This window comes from Methylobacterium jeotgali (assembly GCF_022179345.1).
Classification (GTDB): domain Bacteria; phylum Pseudomonadota; class Alphaproteobacteria; order Rhizobiales; family Beijerinckiaceae; genus Methylobacterium; species Methylobacterium jeotgali.
The window spans coordinates 33,331-47,547 of the sequence record NZ_BPQR01000044.1; the positions used below are offsets into that span (position 1 = coordinate 33,331).

Sequence of the window (14,217 nt, forward strand, 5' to 3'; positions counted from 1 at the left end):
CACCGTCACGCCGGTCCACCTCGCGCGTATGCGTAAGTAATCCGAAGCGCCCAAGACTATATGCCACGACGCCGTTAACCATCCCGAAAATATGGCTCTTGATAATAGTCAGATTATGCTGTTCATTTCCGCTCTTTTGCCTTAAGATTCACGGATCAATCACAACGTGTCCGACGTCGCGCGCCCGGTGGCCATTCCACCGGGCGCGCCGGCGTCCGGATTCCGTCATGGAGATTGCCCTTGATCTCTGCCTTCTTCGGTTCCGCTGGCCGGACCCATGCCGCCTACGCCGCGCTCCTCCTCGCCGACGCCTATGGCGTTCTCGGCCGCCCCGTCACGCTCCTGCGCGTCAGGTTCCCCGAGGAGGCCCCGTTGCCGGGCCGGACGGTCACGGAGGAGGGCCTCACCGTCAGCGAGCGCGAGGCGCGCGACGCACGGGAGGCGGGAGAGATCGCGGCCGAGGCCGTGGGGCGGGACGACGATCTCGTCCTCGACCTGCCGGCGGCGTGCCTGGGGAACCTCGGGCTGAGGGCGCGCATCGACGCGCCGGTGCTGCCGGTGGGCCCGACCCCCTTCGAGGAGCATGCCGCGGCGTCGGCGCTCGCGGGCATGAACCCGTCGGAGGATTTCGGTCTGGACGTGGTCTCGCCGCCCTGGCTCCTCGGGTGCGGGCGCAGCGGCGGAGCCGCCGCTGCCGACGCGTTCGGCCGCGTCATGCGTGGGCACGAGGCGCTCGTGCCGGGTCGAGGCCGTGTCCGGACCCTGCCGACGGTCGTGCCGGCGTTCGGCCGCGGGGAGGCACAGCGCATCGCCGAAGGGGATCGCACGAGCCGCAGCCTCGGGGCCTCCGTCACGCTGCTCGCCGCCCTGCGCGCCGCCGCCGCGAACCCGCACGCCGCCGAGGTCGACCCCGCCGCGTTCGCCGCGAACCTCGGTGTCGACGTCGAACAGGCTCGGGCGCCGGACGAGCGCGAGGCCGGCGACCGGCTGCGCGACCTCGCCGACGAGCTCCAGGGGATCCGCGACCAGGTCAAGCCGACGCGGGAGGACCTGCACGGCGCCCCGCGCCTTGAGCGGTGGCGGGCCTCCACCCGGTCCGTGAGGGTGCTCACCGGCGAGGTCCACGGGCATCCGAACTTCCCCGACGGCCGCCGCATCACCACCAGCGATCTGTACGCCTCCGATGGCCGGCGCTGGGCGCGCACCCTGTCGAGGTACTTCGTCCTGGGCCAACCCGACACGGGCGCCGAGCGCCTCGACCGGCACTAGCCACCGCCATCCCGTCCGAACGAACCCCGCCCGCGCGCCTCGGCGCGCGGGAGCGGGTCCGTCTTGCCCGTCACGAGCCCGGAGGACGCATGCGCGCGAGCGACGATTCCCATCCCCGCGACCGGACCCTCCCGCGCCGCGAGCCGCCCGCGGGAAGCCATCCGCTCGCGCTCTGGCGCACGGCACGGCTTCCGGACATCGAGGCCTCCGCGATCCGGGAGGTCCGCCGAGCCCTCGCCGGCGGCGTCTGCCTGCATCATCGGTCCTGGCCCGCGGCCCGGAGGGGTGAGGCCGCGGCCGCCATCGCCGTCACGCTCGACCTCACGCGGCGCGCCGAACCGGACCCCGCCGTCGTGGACCTCGCGCTCTCGACGGTGCTCGTCGCCGCCTGGCGGGGCGATGCGGCGGCCCGCACCGTCCTCGCCCACGTCCTCGCCGGCCTACCGCCGGACGTGCGCGGCGGGCGTCCGGGCCGACCCGGAAGGCGGCGGGCCGGGCGCCGCCCCCCGCCTCGGCGGTGACCGCCGCCGCATCCCGAAGAGCGAGAAGTTCCCGAGAACCCCGGAGTCGATCACGTGCGGATCTGGATCTTCAGCGACTTGCATCGCGACCTGTCGGGGGCGCCGTGGACGCCCGGGCACATCCCCGAAGCCGACGTCGCCGTCGTCGCGGGCGACGTCGGCCAGGGTCTGGCGGACACCATCCTCTGGCTGGGCCAGGCCATCCGACCGATCATGCCGGTCGTAGTCGTGCCGGGAAACCATGAATTCTACGGCTCGGCCGTTGACGAGGAGCGCGCGCTCGGACGCCGGGCCGCGGAACGGCACGGCGTAACCCTGCTCGACGACGACACCGTCGAGATCGGCGGCGTCGCCTTCTCCGGCGGCACGCTCTGGACCGACTACGGCATCGACGGCGCGGGCAACCGCCGGCGGGCCATGGCGGCCGCGCAGGCCGGCCTCAACGATCACCGTTGCATCGCGACGACCCGCAACCCGGGCTGGCGCACATTCCGGCCGGGGGACGCGGCGGCCCTGCACGCCGCCAGCCGCGCCTTCCTGGAGCGCGCGCTGCTGGAGGTCGACCCGCCGGGCACGCGGGCGCGACCGCACGTCGTGGTCACGCACCACGCCCCCGCCCGTGCCTCGCTCGACCCGGGCTTCGCCGGCAGCGTGCTGAACCCGGCCTTCGCGAGCGACCTCGGCAGCCTCATCGCCGCCGGCCGCCCGGACCTCTGGCTTCACGGCCACGTCCACGCCCGCCGCGACCACCGGATCGGTCCGACCCGGATCCTGTGCAACCCCCTCGGCTACGACGGCGAGAACCCCGCCTTCGACCCGGCCTGCGTCGTCGAGGTGCCGTCGTAGGCCGTCGCCGGCGGATGCGTGCCGCGACCCGGGCCCGCCGTAACCCGGCCCCGGACCTCGACCCACCCTCGGAGCAAGGCGACCATGCCCCACCTGACATTCCTGCGCGACGACCTGAACGAGGCGGAGACCGGGGACGTCGCCGCCGACGAGCGCCGTCCCGCGACCGAGACGCTCGCGGCCTTCGCGCTCGAAGCGGCGCTCTCGCCCGCCCAGCGCCGCCGCATCGCCGCCGACCCCGCCTTCGCCCTCGTCGTCCAGGTTCCGGCCGCAGACTGGGTCGAGCCGGTCCGCGAGGCGTGCGGGCGCCTGGCGGCGTGGGGTTACGTGGCGGCGCGCACCGGCGCTTCGAGAAGCGAGGACCGTGCGGACCGCGGAAACGACCGGGTGGCGGACCGGCTCGCCCGCGGCGACCGGGTGCTCGGCGTCTCGCAATCGCCCGCGCGCTACCTGCCTTCGGCCCTCGTCGCCGCGGCGGACCTGCACGTGCGGCTCCCGGGCGCGACCGACGCCGTGATCGCGCGGGTCGTCCGGGCCGCCACGGGGCGGCGTCCGACCCTGCCGCCCGGGATCGCGCGCGGGCTGGACTTCTTCGAGATCGCCGCCGCGGTGCGCGGGACGACGGCGCGGGCCTGCGTCGCGCGCCTCGCCGCGGCGGCGCGCTCGAAGGCCACCGCGGATCCCGCCGTCGGGTCGGCGCCCGATTTCGCGACCCTGGTCGGCTTCGGCGATGCCCACGCCTGGGGCACGCGCCTCATCGACGAGATCGCGACCTGGCGCGCCTCCGGCGGCGCGCCCGCGTTCCAGCGGCTCGACAGGCACGTCGCCCTCAGCTCCGCCCCGGGACTAGGAAAATCATCTTTCGTCCGCTCGCTCGCGAAGGCCGCGGGCCTGCCGCTGGTCGCGACCTCGGTCGGCGCCTGGTTCACCGGATCCGACGGACATCTGGGTGGCGTGCTCCGCGCATGGGATGCCGCGTACACGCACGCGTGCGCTCTGGCGCCGAGTATTTTATTCCTAGATGAAGCTGACAGTATTCCTAATAGGGCCACGATGGACAACCACGCACGCGAGTGGTGGACCCCCTTGTGCACGAGCATTTTGCTCGGTTTCGATGCGCTCAACGCGCCCGGCGCCCCCGAGGTGTGCATCATCGCGGCGACGAACCACGGCGATAGGCTCGATCCCGCCTTGATCAGGCCCGGACGGCTGGGCCGGGTGATCGAGATCAAGCCGCCCTCGGCCGCCGACCTGGCGGTCATCTTCCGGCAACACCTCGACGACGGCGAGGTGCCCGACATGGACCTCGCGCCGCTCGGCGCGCTTGCGCTCGGCGCCAGCGGCGCCCAGGTCGCCGGGTGGGTGTCCGAGGCCCGTGCCGCCGCGCGCGCCGCCGGACGGCCGATGCGCCCGGAGGACCTGCTCGGCCGCGTCGCGCCGCCGGATCAAGGGAGCCCGGCGGACCGACGTCGGAGCGCGTACCACGAGGCGGGGCACGCCGTGGCGTTCGAGCGGATCGGCGCCCGCGTCGCCCAGGTCGACCTGGTCCCGCGCCGGGATTCGCTCGGCGCGACCTCCGTGGCGACCCGCCTCGGCCAGTCCCCGACCCGCGCGGAGATCGAGGGCCTCGCGGTCGCGCTCCTGTGCGGACGGGCCGCCGAGATCCTGTTCCTCGGGGAGCCGAGCGCCGGGGCGGGCGGCGATAGCCGCTCGGACCTCGCGCGCGTGACGACCCTGCTCGCCGGCAACCACGCCTCGCTCGGCCTCGGCGACCGGTTGGCGTATCGCGGCGCCCCCCACGAAGTGGCGGTCGCGCTGTCGCTCGACCCCACCCTTCTCGGGGCGGTCGAGCGCGACCTCGACCGGCTGAGCGGCGAGGCCTTGGCCGTCATGGAGGCGAACCGCACCGCCGTGGCGGCCGTCGCCGAGCTGCTGATCGCGCGGCGCCTGGTCTCGGGCGACGCGCTCCGGGCGCTGATCGCCGAGGCGGACCAACACCGCGCCGCGCAGGACGGAGGACAGCCGTGACGCTCCACGTTCCCGATCCGGTGGCCCGGGCCGAGGTGCATGCACCGGCACCGACGGAAGGCCCGTCCGCCGTGCCGGCCGCCCCCGGGGCGCGGTCCGCCCCGCCGAAGCCCGTCCCGTTCCGTCTATGGACCCTGTCCGACCTGAGGATTGACCGGGCGCCGCACGTGCTGCCGGACCCGCTGCCGGACTTCGACGCCTTGCTCGTCCCGGGCGGGATCGCGCCCGGCCTGTGCCGGTCCGTGCGCTGGCTTGCGGACGCGCTCGGCGGCCGCCAGGGTCGGCGGCCGGTCGTCCTCGTCCCGGGACCGGCGGAGTACCTCGACGGCGAACCCGTGGGCGAGGCGCTCGCCGAGGCCGTGCCGCTTGGGGCGGCGCTGGGCATCACCGTGCTCCACGACGGCGCCGTTCGCCTCGGCGATCCGCTCCGGCCCGGCCTGATCATCCTGGGGGCGACGCTCTGGACCGACTTCGCCCTGGACGGCGTCGAGAACGCCCGGACCGCCCGCGCGCACGCCCGCAGCCGCTGGACGGTGTCTGACAAGGCGGCGAGCGCACCCGGGGTGCCCTTCTTCCCGCACGACGCGGCCGGCGCGCATGCACGCTCGCGGGCGTTCATCGAGGATGGGCTCAACGCCGTCGCCGTCGGTGCCGGCCTGTATGGCCATATGCCGAACCCGGTCCTGCGTGACATCGGCCCGGGCGACCGCGCCGCGGTCGTCACCGCCTTCGCCCCGTCCCGGTCCTGCCTGCCGCCAGCCCTGGCGAGGCCCGTGCTCGACCCGTGGCGGGTCTGCTGGCACGCCTCCGCCCTGGACCCCGTGATGGAGGGGTGGGGCGCCCCGGCCGTCTGGATCCACGGGAACGTGCCGCAGGCCTGCGACCTGCGGCTCGGGCGCACGCGCGTCGTGAGCAACCCCTACGACCCGGACGACCCGACGAACGGGTTCGACGCCAGCCGCACGATCCTGGTCTGACAGCCGCCCCGGAGAACCGCCCCATGCACCAGACCCGCTCCCCGTCGCCCCGGCTTCGGCTCCCCTCCATGTCCGACGCGAGCGCACCCGCGGCCGGCGCGCGCTCCGCCGTCCGCCACGACCGTCGGCCGGCGGCGGAAACCGGCGTCGATGCGGACGCGCTCCTCGTCGTCGATATCGAGACCGTGCCGGACGAAACCCTGATGCCGCCGCCCGAGGTGTGGGCCAGGGACAGGTTTCCGAAATGCGCGTGGCACGCCGTGGTCGCCGTCAGCTTCGTGCAGGCGGAGATCCTGCGCGACGGCGATACGGGACTGGAGGAATATCGGGTCACCGCCTGCAGGAGCGGCGGCGAGGCGGGCTGGGACGAGGCCCGCATCCTGCGCGGCTTCTGGCGGCATTTCGCCTCCGGCAGGTTCCGGCTCGTCACCTGGAACGGCCGCGGCTTCGACATGCCGACGCTGCTCCACCGCACGATGCTCCACGGCATCTCGGCGGAAGCCTGGTTCCGGCGCGGCACGCGCTGGTCAAGCTACGGCAACCGGTACGGCGGCGCCCACGTCGACGTCATGGACGAGATGTCCGGGTTCGGGTGCGCCAGCCGGCTCACCCTGGAGGAGGCCGCCGCGCTGGTCGGCATGCCGGGCAAACTCGGCGAGCACGGGTCGCTGGTGGCCGACATGGTCGCAGCCGGACAGATCGAGCGCGTCCGGGCGTATTGCGAGACCGACACGATGACGACCTTCGGCATCTACGTCCGCCATGCGTATCTCGCCGGGCGGACCGACGCCGCGGCCCACGACAGGGCGATCGCGGGCCTCCAGGATTACCTGGAGCTGGAGCGGACCCGCAGACCGCATCTCGGCGCCTACCTCGACGCCTGGCGACGCCTGTCCGACACGCGGCCGGCGTTCGTCGTCGACAGGGACCGCCGGGGCGGATGACCCTCGCCCTCGGGTCCCGGCCCCGTCTCCCGAGGGCGCGGGGCGCGGCACCCGGATCGGGCTCGGGGCCCCGGTCCGAATCGCCGCGTCTCGGGCCCGGGCCGCGCGGCGTCGCCGGCACAACGGACCGGCCGGCGGCGCCCGCGCCCGGACCGGTGACGCCCACCGCGAGCGCCGTCGTGCGACGGATGCCGAAGCGGCGCGCCGCGGTCCGGCGCCCCGTGCATTCGCGCCGGGCCGCCTGAGGCGGCCCGGTCCCCGAGAACCCCTGGATGTCGAGGCGGGACATGGCGGAACGCGCGAGCGGAACTTCACCGGGCTTGCCGTCGGGAACGTCGCGGCCGACGGCGGCGCGGCGGCACGTCCCGGCAGGGTCGGGGAGGGCGTTTGTGCCTTGCCGCGCGCCTCGCACAATGGGCTGTGCGCCCGATTCCCGGGCGCCGTCCAAGGACAGGACCGACCCGGCCCGGCCTCCGCGCACAATCCCGGTGCGAGGCCGTGCCGTGCGCCTCGACCGGACGCCCGCGCGCCTGGGGCACCGTCCGGCCATGCATCCCGACCCCGACTTCCCGCTTTCCCCCGCCGACGTCCGCCCGATGCGGGCGGACGTGCACGAACTCGCGCGGGCGCGGCAGGCCATCTCCGCCCTTGCCCATCCCGACACGCGGCCCATCGTCGACACGGCCATGGGCACCCTGCATGCGGCGCTTTCCGGGGGCGGTCTCCAGGTCTCCAAGATCCCCGGGCTGCAGAGCGCCATCCGCAAACACGTCAGGCAGGCCTGGATGGACGGCATCGTCGCCCCCCTAGCCCGGTCGCGCCATCCGGCCGACCGCGCCGTGCTCGACGCGATCCCGAAGGATTTCGCCCTGAGGGCCCACGCCGAGGTGCTGGCCGCCCTGGAACGGATCGCCCGTTGGGTCCCCGAGGATGCCGACGGCACGCGGGCGCACCTCGGGCGGGCCTTCGAGTACCTGCGGATGCTGCCGCTCATCCTACAGGCCCTCGCCGATCTCGAAGGCCTCGCGCCGGGCGCCACACGAACGGGCCGCCCCGCATCCGGACCCGGTTCGTCGGCCCTCGCCGACGCCGCCGCACTGGTCCAGCGCCGGCTCAAGGCGGCGCTGTCGCCGGGCCTTCCATCCTTGATCGGCGACCTGGCCGACCTGGTTCACCGCGGCCCCGCGGCCGCGGCCGACGTCCCCGCGCTGCGCTGGACGGCCGCCGCGCTCCTCGCGCCGCCCGCGCGCGGCACACGGACATCGGACTGGGGCGGTCCGCAATGGCGCCGGAGCCTCGCCGGCGCGCTCTCCCGCGACCTGATCGACGAGGCGCTCGCGCCGGCCGCAGTACGACTGCTGCGCCGGCATGCCGGCCTGGAGATCGGGGACGCCCGCTATGCCCGGGGCGAGAGACACGGAGGCCGGCTGGACCTCGCCCTGTCCCGCGCCGGCGTCAGGCTGCTCCTGGCGGTCCGCTTCGACGTCGCCGCCGGGCGGTTCGAGCAATCATCCGCGGTCGTCTCGTCGGACGGCGCGCCGACGACGCTCGCGCCCGAAGACGCCGATGCGCTCCTCGATGCGTCCATCCCCGACGAGCTCAACACGCCCGCACATCGCGCGATGCGTCGCCTCTCGCGGCTGGACGGCGCATCACTCCTCCCCATGCATGTCAACGGGACCGGCGAGCTCCAGGTCGCTCCTGAGGCGGTTCGGACGCAGGATGCCGGGTTGCTGGAGGAGCTTGTCCGCACCGCCGACGAGGAGGGAAGCGCCGTGAGGTTCGACCCGGTCCGCGACCTCGTGCTGGCGTCCGGCCTGGTCGAGATCGGCTTCGAGTGGCACGACGGGCCGGCCGGTCGGTGCCTGATCCGCGCCCCGGCCCAACCCACCGGTCGGCCAGGCCCGTGACGACCAGGTCCGGGACGGCCGGGTCGCCGGCCGGATCGGGGGCCCTGTCGACGGCAATGCCGCTCGGCCAATGCGAGGGTCGCGCTACCCGCCGACCCGCGGGGGCCAGCTCGATGAAATGCGGCATACGCCTTCGTCTCGGCGCCGATGCTGATCAGAATACGGAGACCGACATTTGTTACGGCGGCCTGTGCTCGAATGAATGCTTCGTCGATTTGAAGATCCACGAACGCGGACGTCGCGTTTGCGGGTGTCCTAGGGTACGTCGACGGCCGCCCGCCGTTGGAGACAAGCGACACTCGGCCGGAGGATGACCCGGGGACGGGACGGACAAGGTTGGCCGGGGGCGCGACCCGGTTTTATTCAGCCACTCAACCGGGTCGACCGGGTCAGCTTCCGTTTACCACGTCCGGTGGACCTGGGCGAAAGAACTTGCGGCTGGGCGGGCACCCGGTCTATGGTCCGATCATCAGGTCGCGGAGCTCCTCCGGACCTGGATGCGGACCTGGACCTGGTCGGGGGTGCCGAATGGATGTGATCACCCAGATGTGCCAGGAGCGCGACCGGGCCCGGCAAGCCGCCGCGGACAGGACGCGGCAGCTTCAGGAGCTCATGTTGGAACACGTGAGCGCCATCGCGGCGGAGACCGCCAAGGCGGCCCGCCTCGACCAGATGATCGCGACCCTGCAGCAAGGGGCGGCATACGCCCCGGAACCGGCCCAGGCGGCCGACCAGGCCGAGACGAAAGCGGAGGCCCGGCCGGCGCCGGACGACGAGCCGGTACCGGACGAGGCCGAACGGATGCCGGCGCCGAAAGTCTCCGGCCTGGTCGCCCAGGTCATCGTCGACGCTCTCGCGAAGGCTGGCGCCAAGGGGTTGTCGGGGACTGAAGTCAACGACGCGGTCCGGGACGCCGGCTACACGCTCGATGCCTCGGAGAAAAATAAGACCCGTCTTAAGAATAAAAACCTCGTTTACCATGATCGGAAGGCACAACATTGGTATCTGAAAGATCCAACGAAGGCCTGAGCGTCATAAGATCAGTCTAGATCCAACAACTCATCAATTATCGAGGAGAATTTCGATGCGCAACCGATATCGCGCAGCCCTCCGCGCGCGCTCCCGCGACCCTCCGGGCCAGGCAGTGATCGTCGAGGCAAAATAAAAGCGCACGGCCCGATCCGGGCCGCACGCTTTGAGCTTGCCCGCTACGCAGCCGAAAGGCTGTAGCGGGTAAGGTCCGGCACGCCGGACGAGAGCTTGAGCCCTCTCGACCACGTCACCGCCGGACCTCGTGATCACGACCGCCGCATACCAAACCGGCCAACCACCGGGACAAGGCCGACATTCGAGACCGATGACGTATGCCAGCTCTCGCCTGCGAAAGCAAGCGGGCTGCGCTCCGCCTCCTCGGGATCCGCCGGCCCAAGCCGGCCGCGCCCGGACCGTCCCCGCGACGGATCCGGACCGGCCCCGCGCGACCCCATCCGAGGAGAGCACCATGAACGAGCCGTACCGCGTCGAGACCCTCACGGCCGACTTCCAGCCGCCCCTCGCCCCCCTGATCGACCGGGCCTTCGATGCCTGGGACGGGGACGTCGCCGCGCTGCTCGGCGTCCCGCGGGGGACGTTCGAGCCGGAGACCGAGGCCAGCGAGCCCACCGAGTTCTGAGCCGCCGCCGAAGCCCCGGCCTCCGGGCCGGGGTCACCGCCCATCCCACCACCAAGGCTGGCTCCGTCCGCCTTTCGAGGACCCGCGCGATCATGAAGCAGCTAGAACTCTTTCCCGCGACGACCGCCGACACCGACCGGCTCCGGGCCGAGATCCAGGCCCTCAACGAGATGACGGAGCGCGAGCGCGCCGCCGCGCTGCGCCGCCACCGTTACGTGCGGGCGGTCGAGGACCTCCCGCCAGGACGGCGGGGCGACCGCCACCTGCGGGTCGCGATCCGCGCCGTCTGCGAGCTGAGCGACGACGTCGATCCGCCCACGCCGCGCCAGGTCAGGGCATGGGAAGCGCGGCTCCGGGAGGCCGACGGCAACCCGGCCGGCCTCGCCCACCGGCGGATGGCGCGGTCGCCCCGGCAGCAGACCCACTGGGCCCCGTGGATCGGCGAGCTTGTCGACCAGGTCGTGGCCGAGGCCGACCCGCGCCGGGGCGTCACTCTGACGGCCATGGCCCGCCTCGCACAGGCGAGGTGCCTGGAAGCGTCGCATGCGCGGGGAGGCGCGGCCGCTGACGTTCCCGCTTTCCGCACCCTCGTGCGGATGGTGGGCGACCGTCTGCGTCCCCTGCAGCAGGCGTACCGGTTCCGGCACCTCTCGTGCGGGCGTCCTCTCGCCGAGGTCGTCGTCGCCCGGGAAGCCCTGCGGGTCGCCGTCCCGGAACTCGGCGCCGACCGCGTTCACCTGGTCACCGCACGCGACAGCTACAGCGGCGTGATCGTGGCGGCGGCGCTCGGCACCGCGCCGCCGGACGGGGAGGACCTGCTCGGCCTGTTCGGGGCGCAAACCGCGACGGCGGCCCCGGAGCCGCTCGGCGCCGCCCGCCTGTGCATGGGGCTGCCGGAGGTGATCGTGCTGGACCGGGATCCCGCCTTCCTCGGCGCCACGTTCCGGCATTCCGCGGCGGCGCTCGGCATCCGGCTGCACTTCGCCGCGGTCGACGATCCGGGCGCTCCCTGCCGGGTGGCGGGCCTGCAGCGCTGGCTGACGGCCCGGGGGGAGGTGGTCGAGGACGCAGGAGGCTTGATGGCGGCCGCGCACGCCTGGCTCGCCGATCTCGACGTCCGCCGCTCCGGACCGGACCGGTCGACCCCGCTGGACCGCTGGCAGGAGGGGGTCGCGCGCTATCCGATCCGGCTGTCGCCCGGGGCCACCCCCGCGATCCCGACCGGCGAGGAATCGGGTGGCGCCGACGCGGCCGAGGGACCTGACGGCCCTGACGCCCGGCGGAGGTCCTGATGCCGGCGACCCTGCGAAGCCGCCATGTCGGCAAGCCGAGCCCGTCGCGCCCGATCGTCACCGGCCGACGGGACTGCATCACGGGCGAGGTCCCATCCGGCAAGGCGGGGATGGGCTACCGCATGGTGGCCTACGAGGGCCTCCTCGCGCGGGACTTCATCCTGATCCTGGAGCAGGACGATGCCGTCCTGCGCTACCAGGAGGAGCCCGCACCCTTCCGTTGGCACGACGGCGTCCGGTGGCGCAGCTACACGGCCGACTTCGGCGTCGAGATCGACGACGGGCGGCGCCTCGCCGTCGAGGTCAAGCCGCGGAAGAGGGTGATCAGGCTGGGCTGGGACGGGATCCGGCACCGCATCGAGGCCGGCGCCAGGGCCGCCGGCTACGACGGCTTCGAGCTCTGGACCGAGGTCGAGATCGACGCGCTCCGCGTCGCGAACGCCGCGCTCGTCGCGAGCGAGCGCACCTTCATGGTCGACGAGGCGGAGCAGCACACCATGCGCGTGGTCCTCGACCGCTTCGGCGGCCGGGGTCTCGTCCGGGAACTCCGGGCGGCGTCGGGGCTCCAGGCCCGCGCCTTCCGGGCCGTCGTGGCCCTGGTCGCGCGCGGCGAGGCCGAGCTGGCCGACCCCGGCCGACCCTTCGACGACCACGCCATGATCCGCCGCCCCGCGAACCTCAGGAGTGCACCTTGAACAGGCTCGACCAGCAGTTCCGCCTTCCCATCGGCGCGGTCGTCGTCGTCGACGGCGTCCCCTACGCCTCCGTCGCCCGCGAGCGGGCGGGCCTCGCCCTGCGCAGGCTCGCGGGCGGTTCCGAGACCGTCTTGCTGAGCGACGCCGTCCTGGTGGACCTCCACCGCGGCGGGAGGGTGCGCATGGCGGGACCCGGCGCATGCGGGGGGCTGCGCTGACCATGGGCGCGTGCCAGATCCGTCTCCAAGCGGACGCGCTCGTCATCGTCGAGGGCGTCTACCACAAGGTGCTCTCGCGCGACGAGGCCGGCGTCACGCTGCGCACGCTCGGGGCGAGGCCGGTCACGGTCACGAAGACCCATGCCGAGTTGGCCGACCTCTACTTCGGCGAGCCCAGGCGGCTCCAACTGGTGGAGGACACCGCCGCCGGGCTCCCCCAAGGCGTCAGGGACAACCTCCTTCGCAACATCGACACCTTCGACGTTCGCCAGCAGGACGCGGCGCTGATGCGCCTCGACTACGTGCAGGCCTGCGACCGGTGCTTCGCCGAGCGGACCCATAGGAAGGTCCCGAAGGGCTACGCCGATATCGCGAGGCTCGTCGCGGCCGAGCGCCGGCAGCGGGCCATCGAGAACGAGGGCTCCCATCCCGACGACGTGCCGCTCGAACGGGTGAGCGGCTCCTCGCTGAAGGGTTGGTACGGGCGTTGGCGCAAGGGCGGCAAGTCCATCGTGGCGCTGATCCCGCTGGACGACCTGAAGGGACGGGCGGGTTTCCGCCTCGATCCCGAGGTCGAGATGATCATCGCGGAGCGCGTGCGCGAGGACTGGCTCACCCGGAACGGACCGCCGCTGAGCCATGTCATCGTCTTCATCCAGGGCAGGATCGAGCGCGAGAACAAGACGCGCACCGTGCCCTTCGACGTGCCCGATGGCATGACGATCCGGCGTTGGGTGAAGGCGAACGTCAGCCAGTTCGACGTGATCTACCATCGCGAGGGCCCCGCGGCGGCGGAGCAGGCCTTCCGGCACGTCAAGAAGGCCCCCCAGGCGACGCGGCCGCTCGAAATCGTCGAGGTCGACCACACGCCGCTCGACGTGCTGGTCCTGGAGGGCGACGGCACGCCGGCGCGGGACCGGCGCCGCAAGGACAAGCGCACGAGGCGGGTCTGGCTCACGGTCGCGATCTGCGCCGCGACCCGCATGATCGTGGGATTCCACCTCAGTGACGAGCGTCCCTCCTGGACTTCGGTGATGCACTGCCTGCGCATGGCGGTGCTGCCGAAGGACCTGACCGGCATCCGGGTCGACACGGCGTGGCCCGTGTTCGGCGTGCCGGAGGTCGTCAAGCTCGATAACGGGAAGGAATTCCACTCCCGGTCGATGAAGGCGGCCGCCGGACAGCTGCGGTTCGAGCTCCGCTACATGCCCCGGCGCAAGCCCCACCTGAAGGGCAAGGTCGAGCGCGCCCTCGGCACCATCGCGCGCGACTTCTGCGCCTACCTTCCCGGCCGGACCTTCCGCGACGTGCGCGAGCGCGGCGACTACGACAGCGTCGGGCAGGCCGCCCTGACCCTGGCCCAACTCGTCGAGTTCTTCACGATCTGGGTCGTCGACATCTACCACAACCGCAAGCATGGCGGGCTGCTCGGACGAACGCCCCTGCTGCGCTGGCAGGACCTGGCGGGCTACGGCACGCGCCTGCCGCCGTCGGCCGACGACCTCGACCCGCTCATCGCCCTGGTGGTCCCGCGGACCATTCAGCGGAACGGGATCACCTTCCTCGGCCTCACCTACCAGTCCGACGAACTGAAGGGCGTCCGTCGCAGGAAGGGCTTCCACTTCGGCGACGAATTCCTCGTCAAGGCCGACGCGTCCGATCTCGGCCACCTCCTCGTCCTGGTGGACGAGGAGGCCGGTTGGATCAAGGTCCCTTGCGAGGACGGGTTGGCCGACGGGACCTCCCTGGCGGAGTGGCGAGACGTGGTCCGCACGGCGCGTCGGATGACGCAGGAAGGCCAGCGCGTCGCTCGCGCGGACGAGCGTCGCGCGAGCGACGCGCTGG

Annotated in this window: 13 protein-coding genes; all 13 read left to right on the forward strand. The window is 73.1% G+C overall.

All coding sequences use genetic code 11. The features are described from left to right. Positions 1-240: 240 nt before the first annotated feature. Positions 241-1,269, forward strand: coding sequence for a hypothetical protein (locus MFF04_RS13690; RefSeq protein ID WP_007565570.1), 1,029 nt, complete (start codon positions 241-243; stop codon positions 1,267-1,269). 89 nt (positions 1,270-1,358) lie between these two features. Next, positions 1,359-1,790: a hypothetical protein gene (locus tag MFF04_RS13695; protein WP_050735126.1), complete on the forward strand. Its 432-nt coding sequence runs from the start codon at positions 1,359-1,361 to the stop codon at positions 1,788-1,790. Between the two features lie 54 nt (positions 1,791-1,844). After that, on the forward strand, positions 1,845-2,636 hold the full coding sequence (locus MFF04_RS13700; protein WP_050735127.1) for a metallophosphoesterase: 792 nt from the start codon (positions 1,845-1,847) through the stop codon (positions 2,634-2,636). Positions 2,637-2,720: 84 nt separating this feature from the next. Beyond that, positions 2,721-4,664: an AAA family ATPase gene (locus tag MFF04_RS13705; RefSeq protein ID WP_050735128.1), complete on the forward strand. Its 1,944-nt coding sequence runs from the start codon at positions 2,721-2,723 to the stop codon at positions 4,662-4,664. Further along, positions 4,661-5,641, forward strand: a complete 981-nt coding sequence (locus MFF04_RS13710) for a metallophosphoesterase family protein (RefSeq protein ID WP_050735129.1) — start codon at positions 4,661-4,663, stop codon at positions 5,639-5,641. The genes MFF04_RS13705 and MFF04_RS13710 overlap by 4 nt, the downstream gene beginning before the upstream one ends. A 23-nt stretch (positions 5,642-5,664) precedes the next feature. Continuing rightward, complete coding sequence (locus tag MFF04_RS13715) at positions 5,665-6,585, forward strand: 3'-5' exonuclease (RefSeq protein ID WP_050735130.1); 921 nt, start codon at positions 5,665-5,667, stop codon at positions 6,583-6,585. Positions 6,586-6,872: 287 nt separating this feature from the next. Beyond that, positions 6,873-8,495, forward strand: coding sequence for a serine/threonine-protein kinase (locus MFF04_RS13720; RefSeq protein WP_238276554.1), 1,623 nt, complete (start codon positions 6,873-6,875; stop codon positions 8,493-8,495). Between the two features lie 528 nt (positions 8,496-9,023). Further along, entirely contained in the window at positions 9,024-9,524 is a 501-nt protein-coding gene (locus MFF04_RS13725; protein WP_050735132.1) for a hypothetical protein, read from the forward strand. Positions 9,525-9,996: 472 nt separating this feature from the next. Next, a complete protein-coding gene (locus tag MFF04_RS13730) occupies positions 9,997-10,167 on the forward strand; it encodes a hypothetical protein (protein ID WP_160320619.1) in 171 nt (56 codons plus the stop codon). Between the two features lie 92 nt (positions 10,168-10,259). Next, a complete protein-coding gene (locus MFF04_RS13735) occupies positions 10,260-11,459 on the forward strand; it encodes a hypothetical protein (protein WP_050735133.1) in 1,200 nt (399 codons plus the stop codon). Then, positions 11,459-12,154: a TnsA endonuclease N-terminal domain-containing protein gene (locus MFF04_RS13740; RefSeq protein WP_050735134.1), complete on the forward strand. Its 696-nt coding sequence runs from the start codon at positions 11,459-11,461 to the stop codon at positions 12,152-12,154. Before MFF04_RS13735 ends, MFF04_RS13740 begins: the two co-directional genes overlap by 1 nt. Beyond that, a complete protein-coding gene (locus MFF04_RS13745) occupies positions 12,151-12,372 on the forward strand; it encodes a hypothetical protein (RefSeq protein ID WP_050735135.1) in 222 nt (73 codons plus the stop codon). Before MFF04_RS13740 ends, MFF04_RS13745 begins: the two co-directional genes overlap by 4 nt. Continuing rightward, the coding region (locus MFF04_RS13750; protein WP_238276557.1) for a TnsB C-terminal domain-containing protein at positions 12,354-14,217 on the forward strand (1,864 nt) is incomplete at its 3' end. The genes MFF04_RS13745 and MFF04_RS13750, both read left to right, overlap by 19 nt.

Coding starts and splice junctions, on each gene's coding strand:
- MFF04_RS13735 (WP_050735133.1), top strand. CDS start 10,260: ATGAAGCAGCTAGAACTCTTTCCCGCGACGACCGCCGACACCGACCGG.
- MFF04_RS13695 (WP_050735126.1), top strand. CDS start 1,359: ATGCGCGCGAGCGACGATTCCCATCCCCGCGACCGGACCCTCCCGCGC.
- MFF04_RS13730 (WP_160320619.1), top strand. CDS start 9,997: ATGAACGAGCCGTACCGCGTCGAGACCCTCACGGCCGACTTCCAGCCG.
- MFF04_RS13725 (WP_050735132.1), top strand. CDS start 9,024: ATGGATGTGATCACCCAGATGTGCCAGGAGCGCGACCGGGCCCGGCAA.
- MFF04_RS13705 (WP_050735128.1), top strand. CDS start 2,721: ATGCCCCACCTGACATTCCTGCGCGACGACCTGAACGAGGCGGAGACC.
- MFF04_RS13740 (WP_050735134.1), top strand. CDS start 11,459: ATGCCGGCGACCCTGCGAAGCCGCCATGTCGGCAAGCCGAGCCCGTCG.
- MFF04_RS13720 (WP_238276554.1), top strand. CDS start 6,873: ATGGCGGAACGCGCGAGCGGAACTTCACCGGGCTTGCCGTCGGGAACG.
- MFF04_RS13715 (WP_050735130.1), top strand. CDS start 5,665: ATGCACCAGACCCGCTCCCCGTCGCCCCGGCTTCGGCTCCCCTCCATG.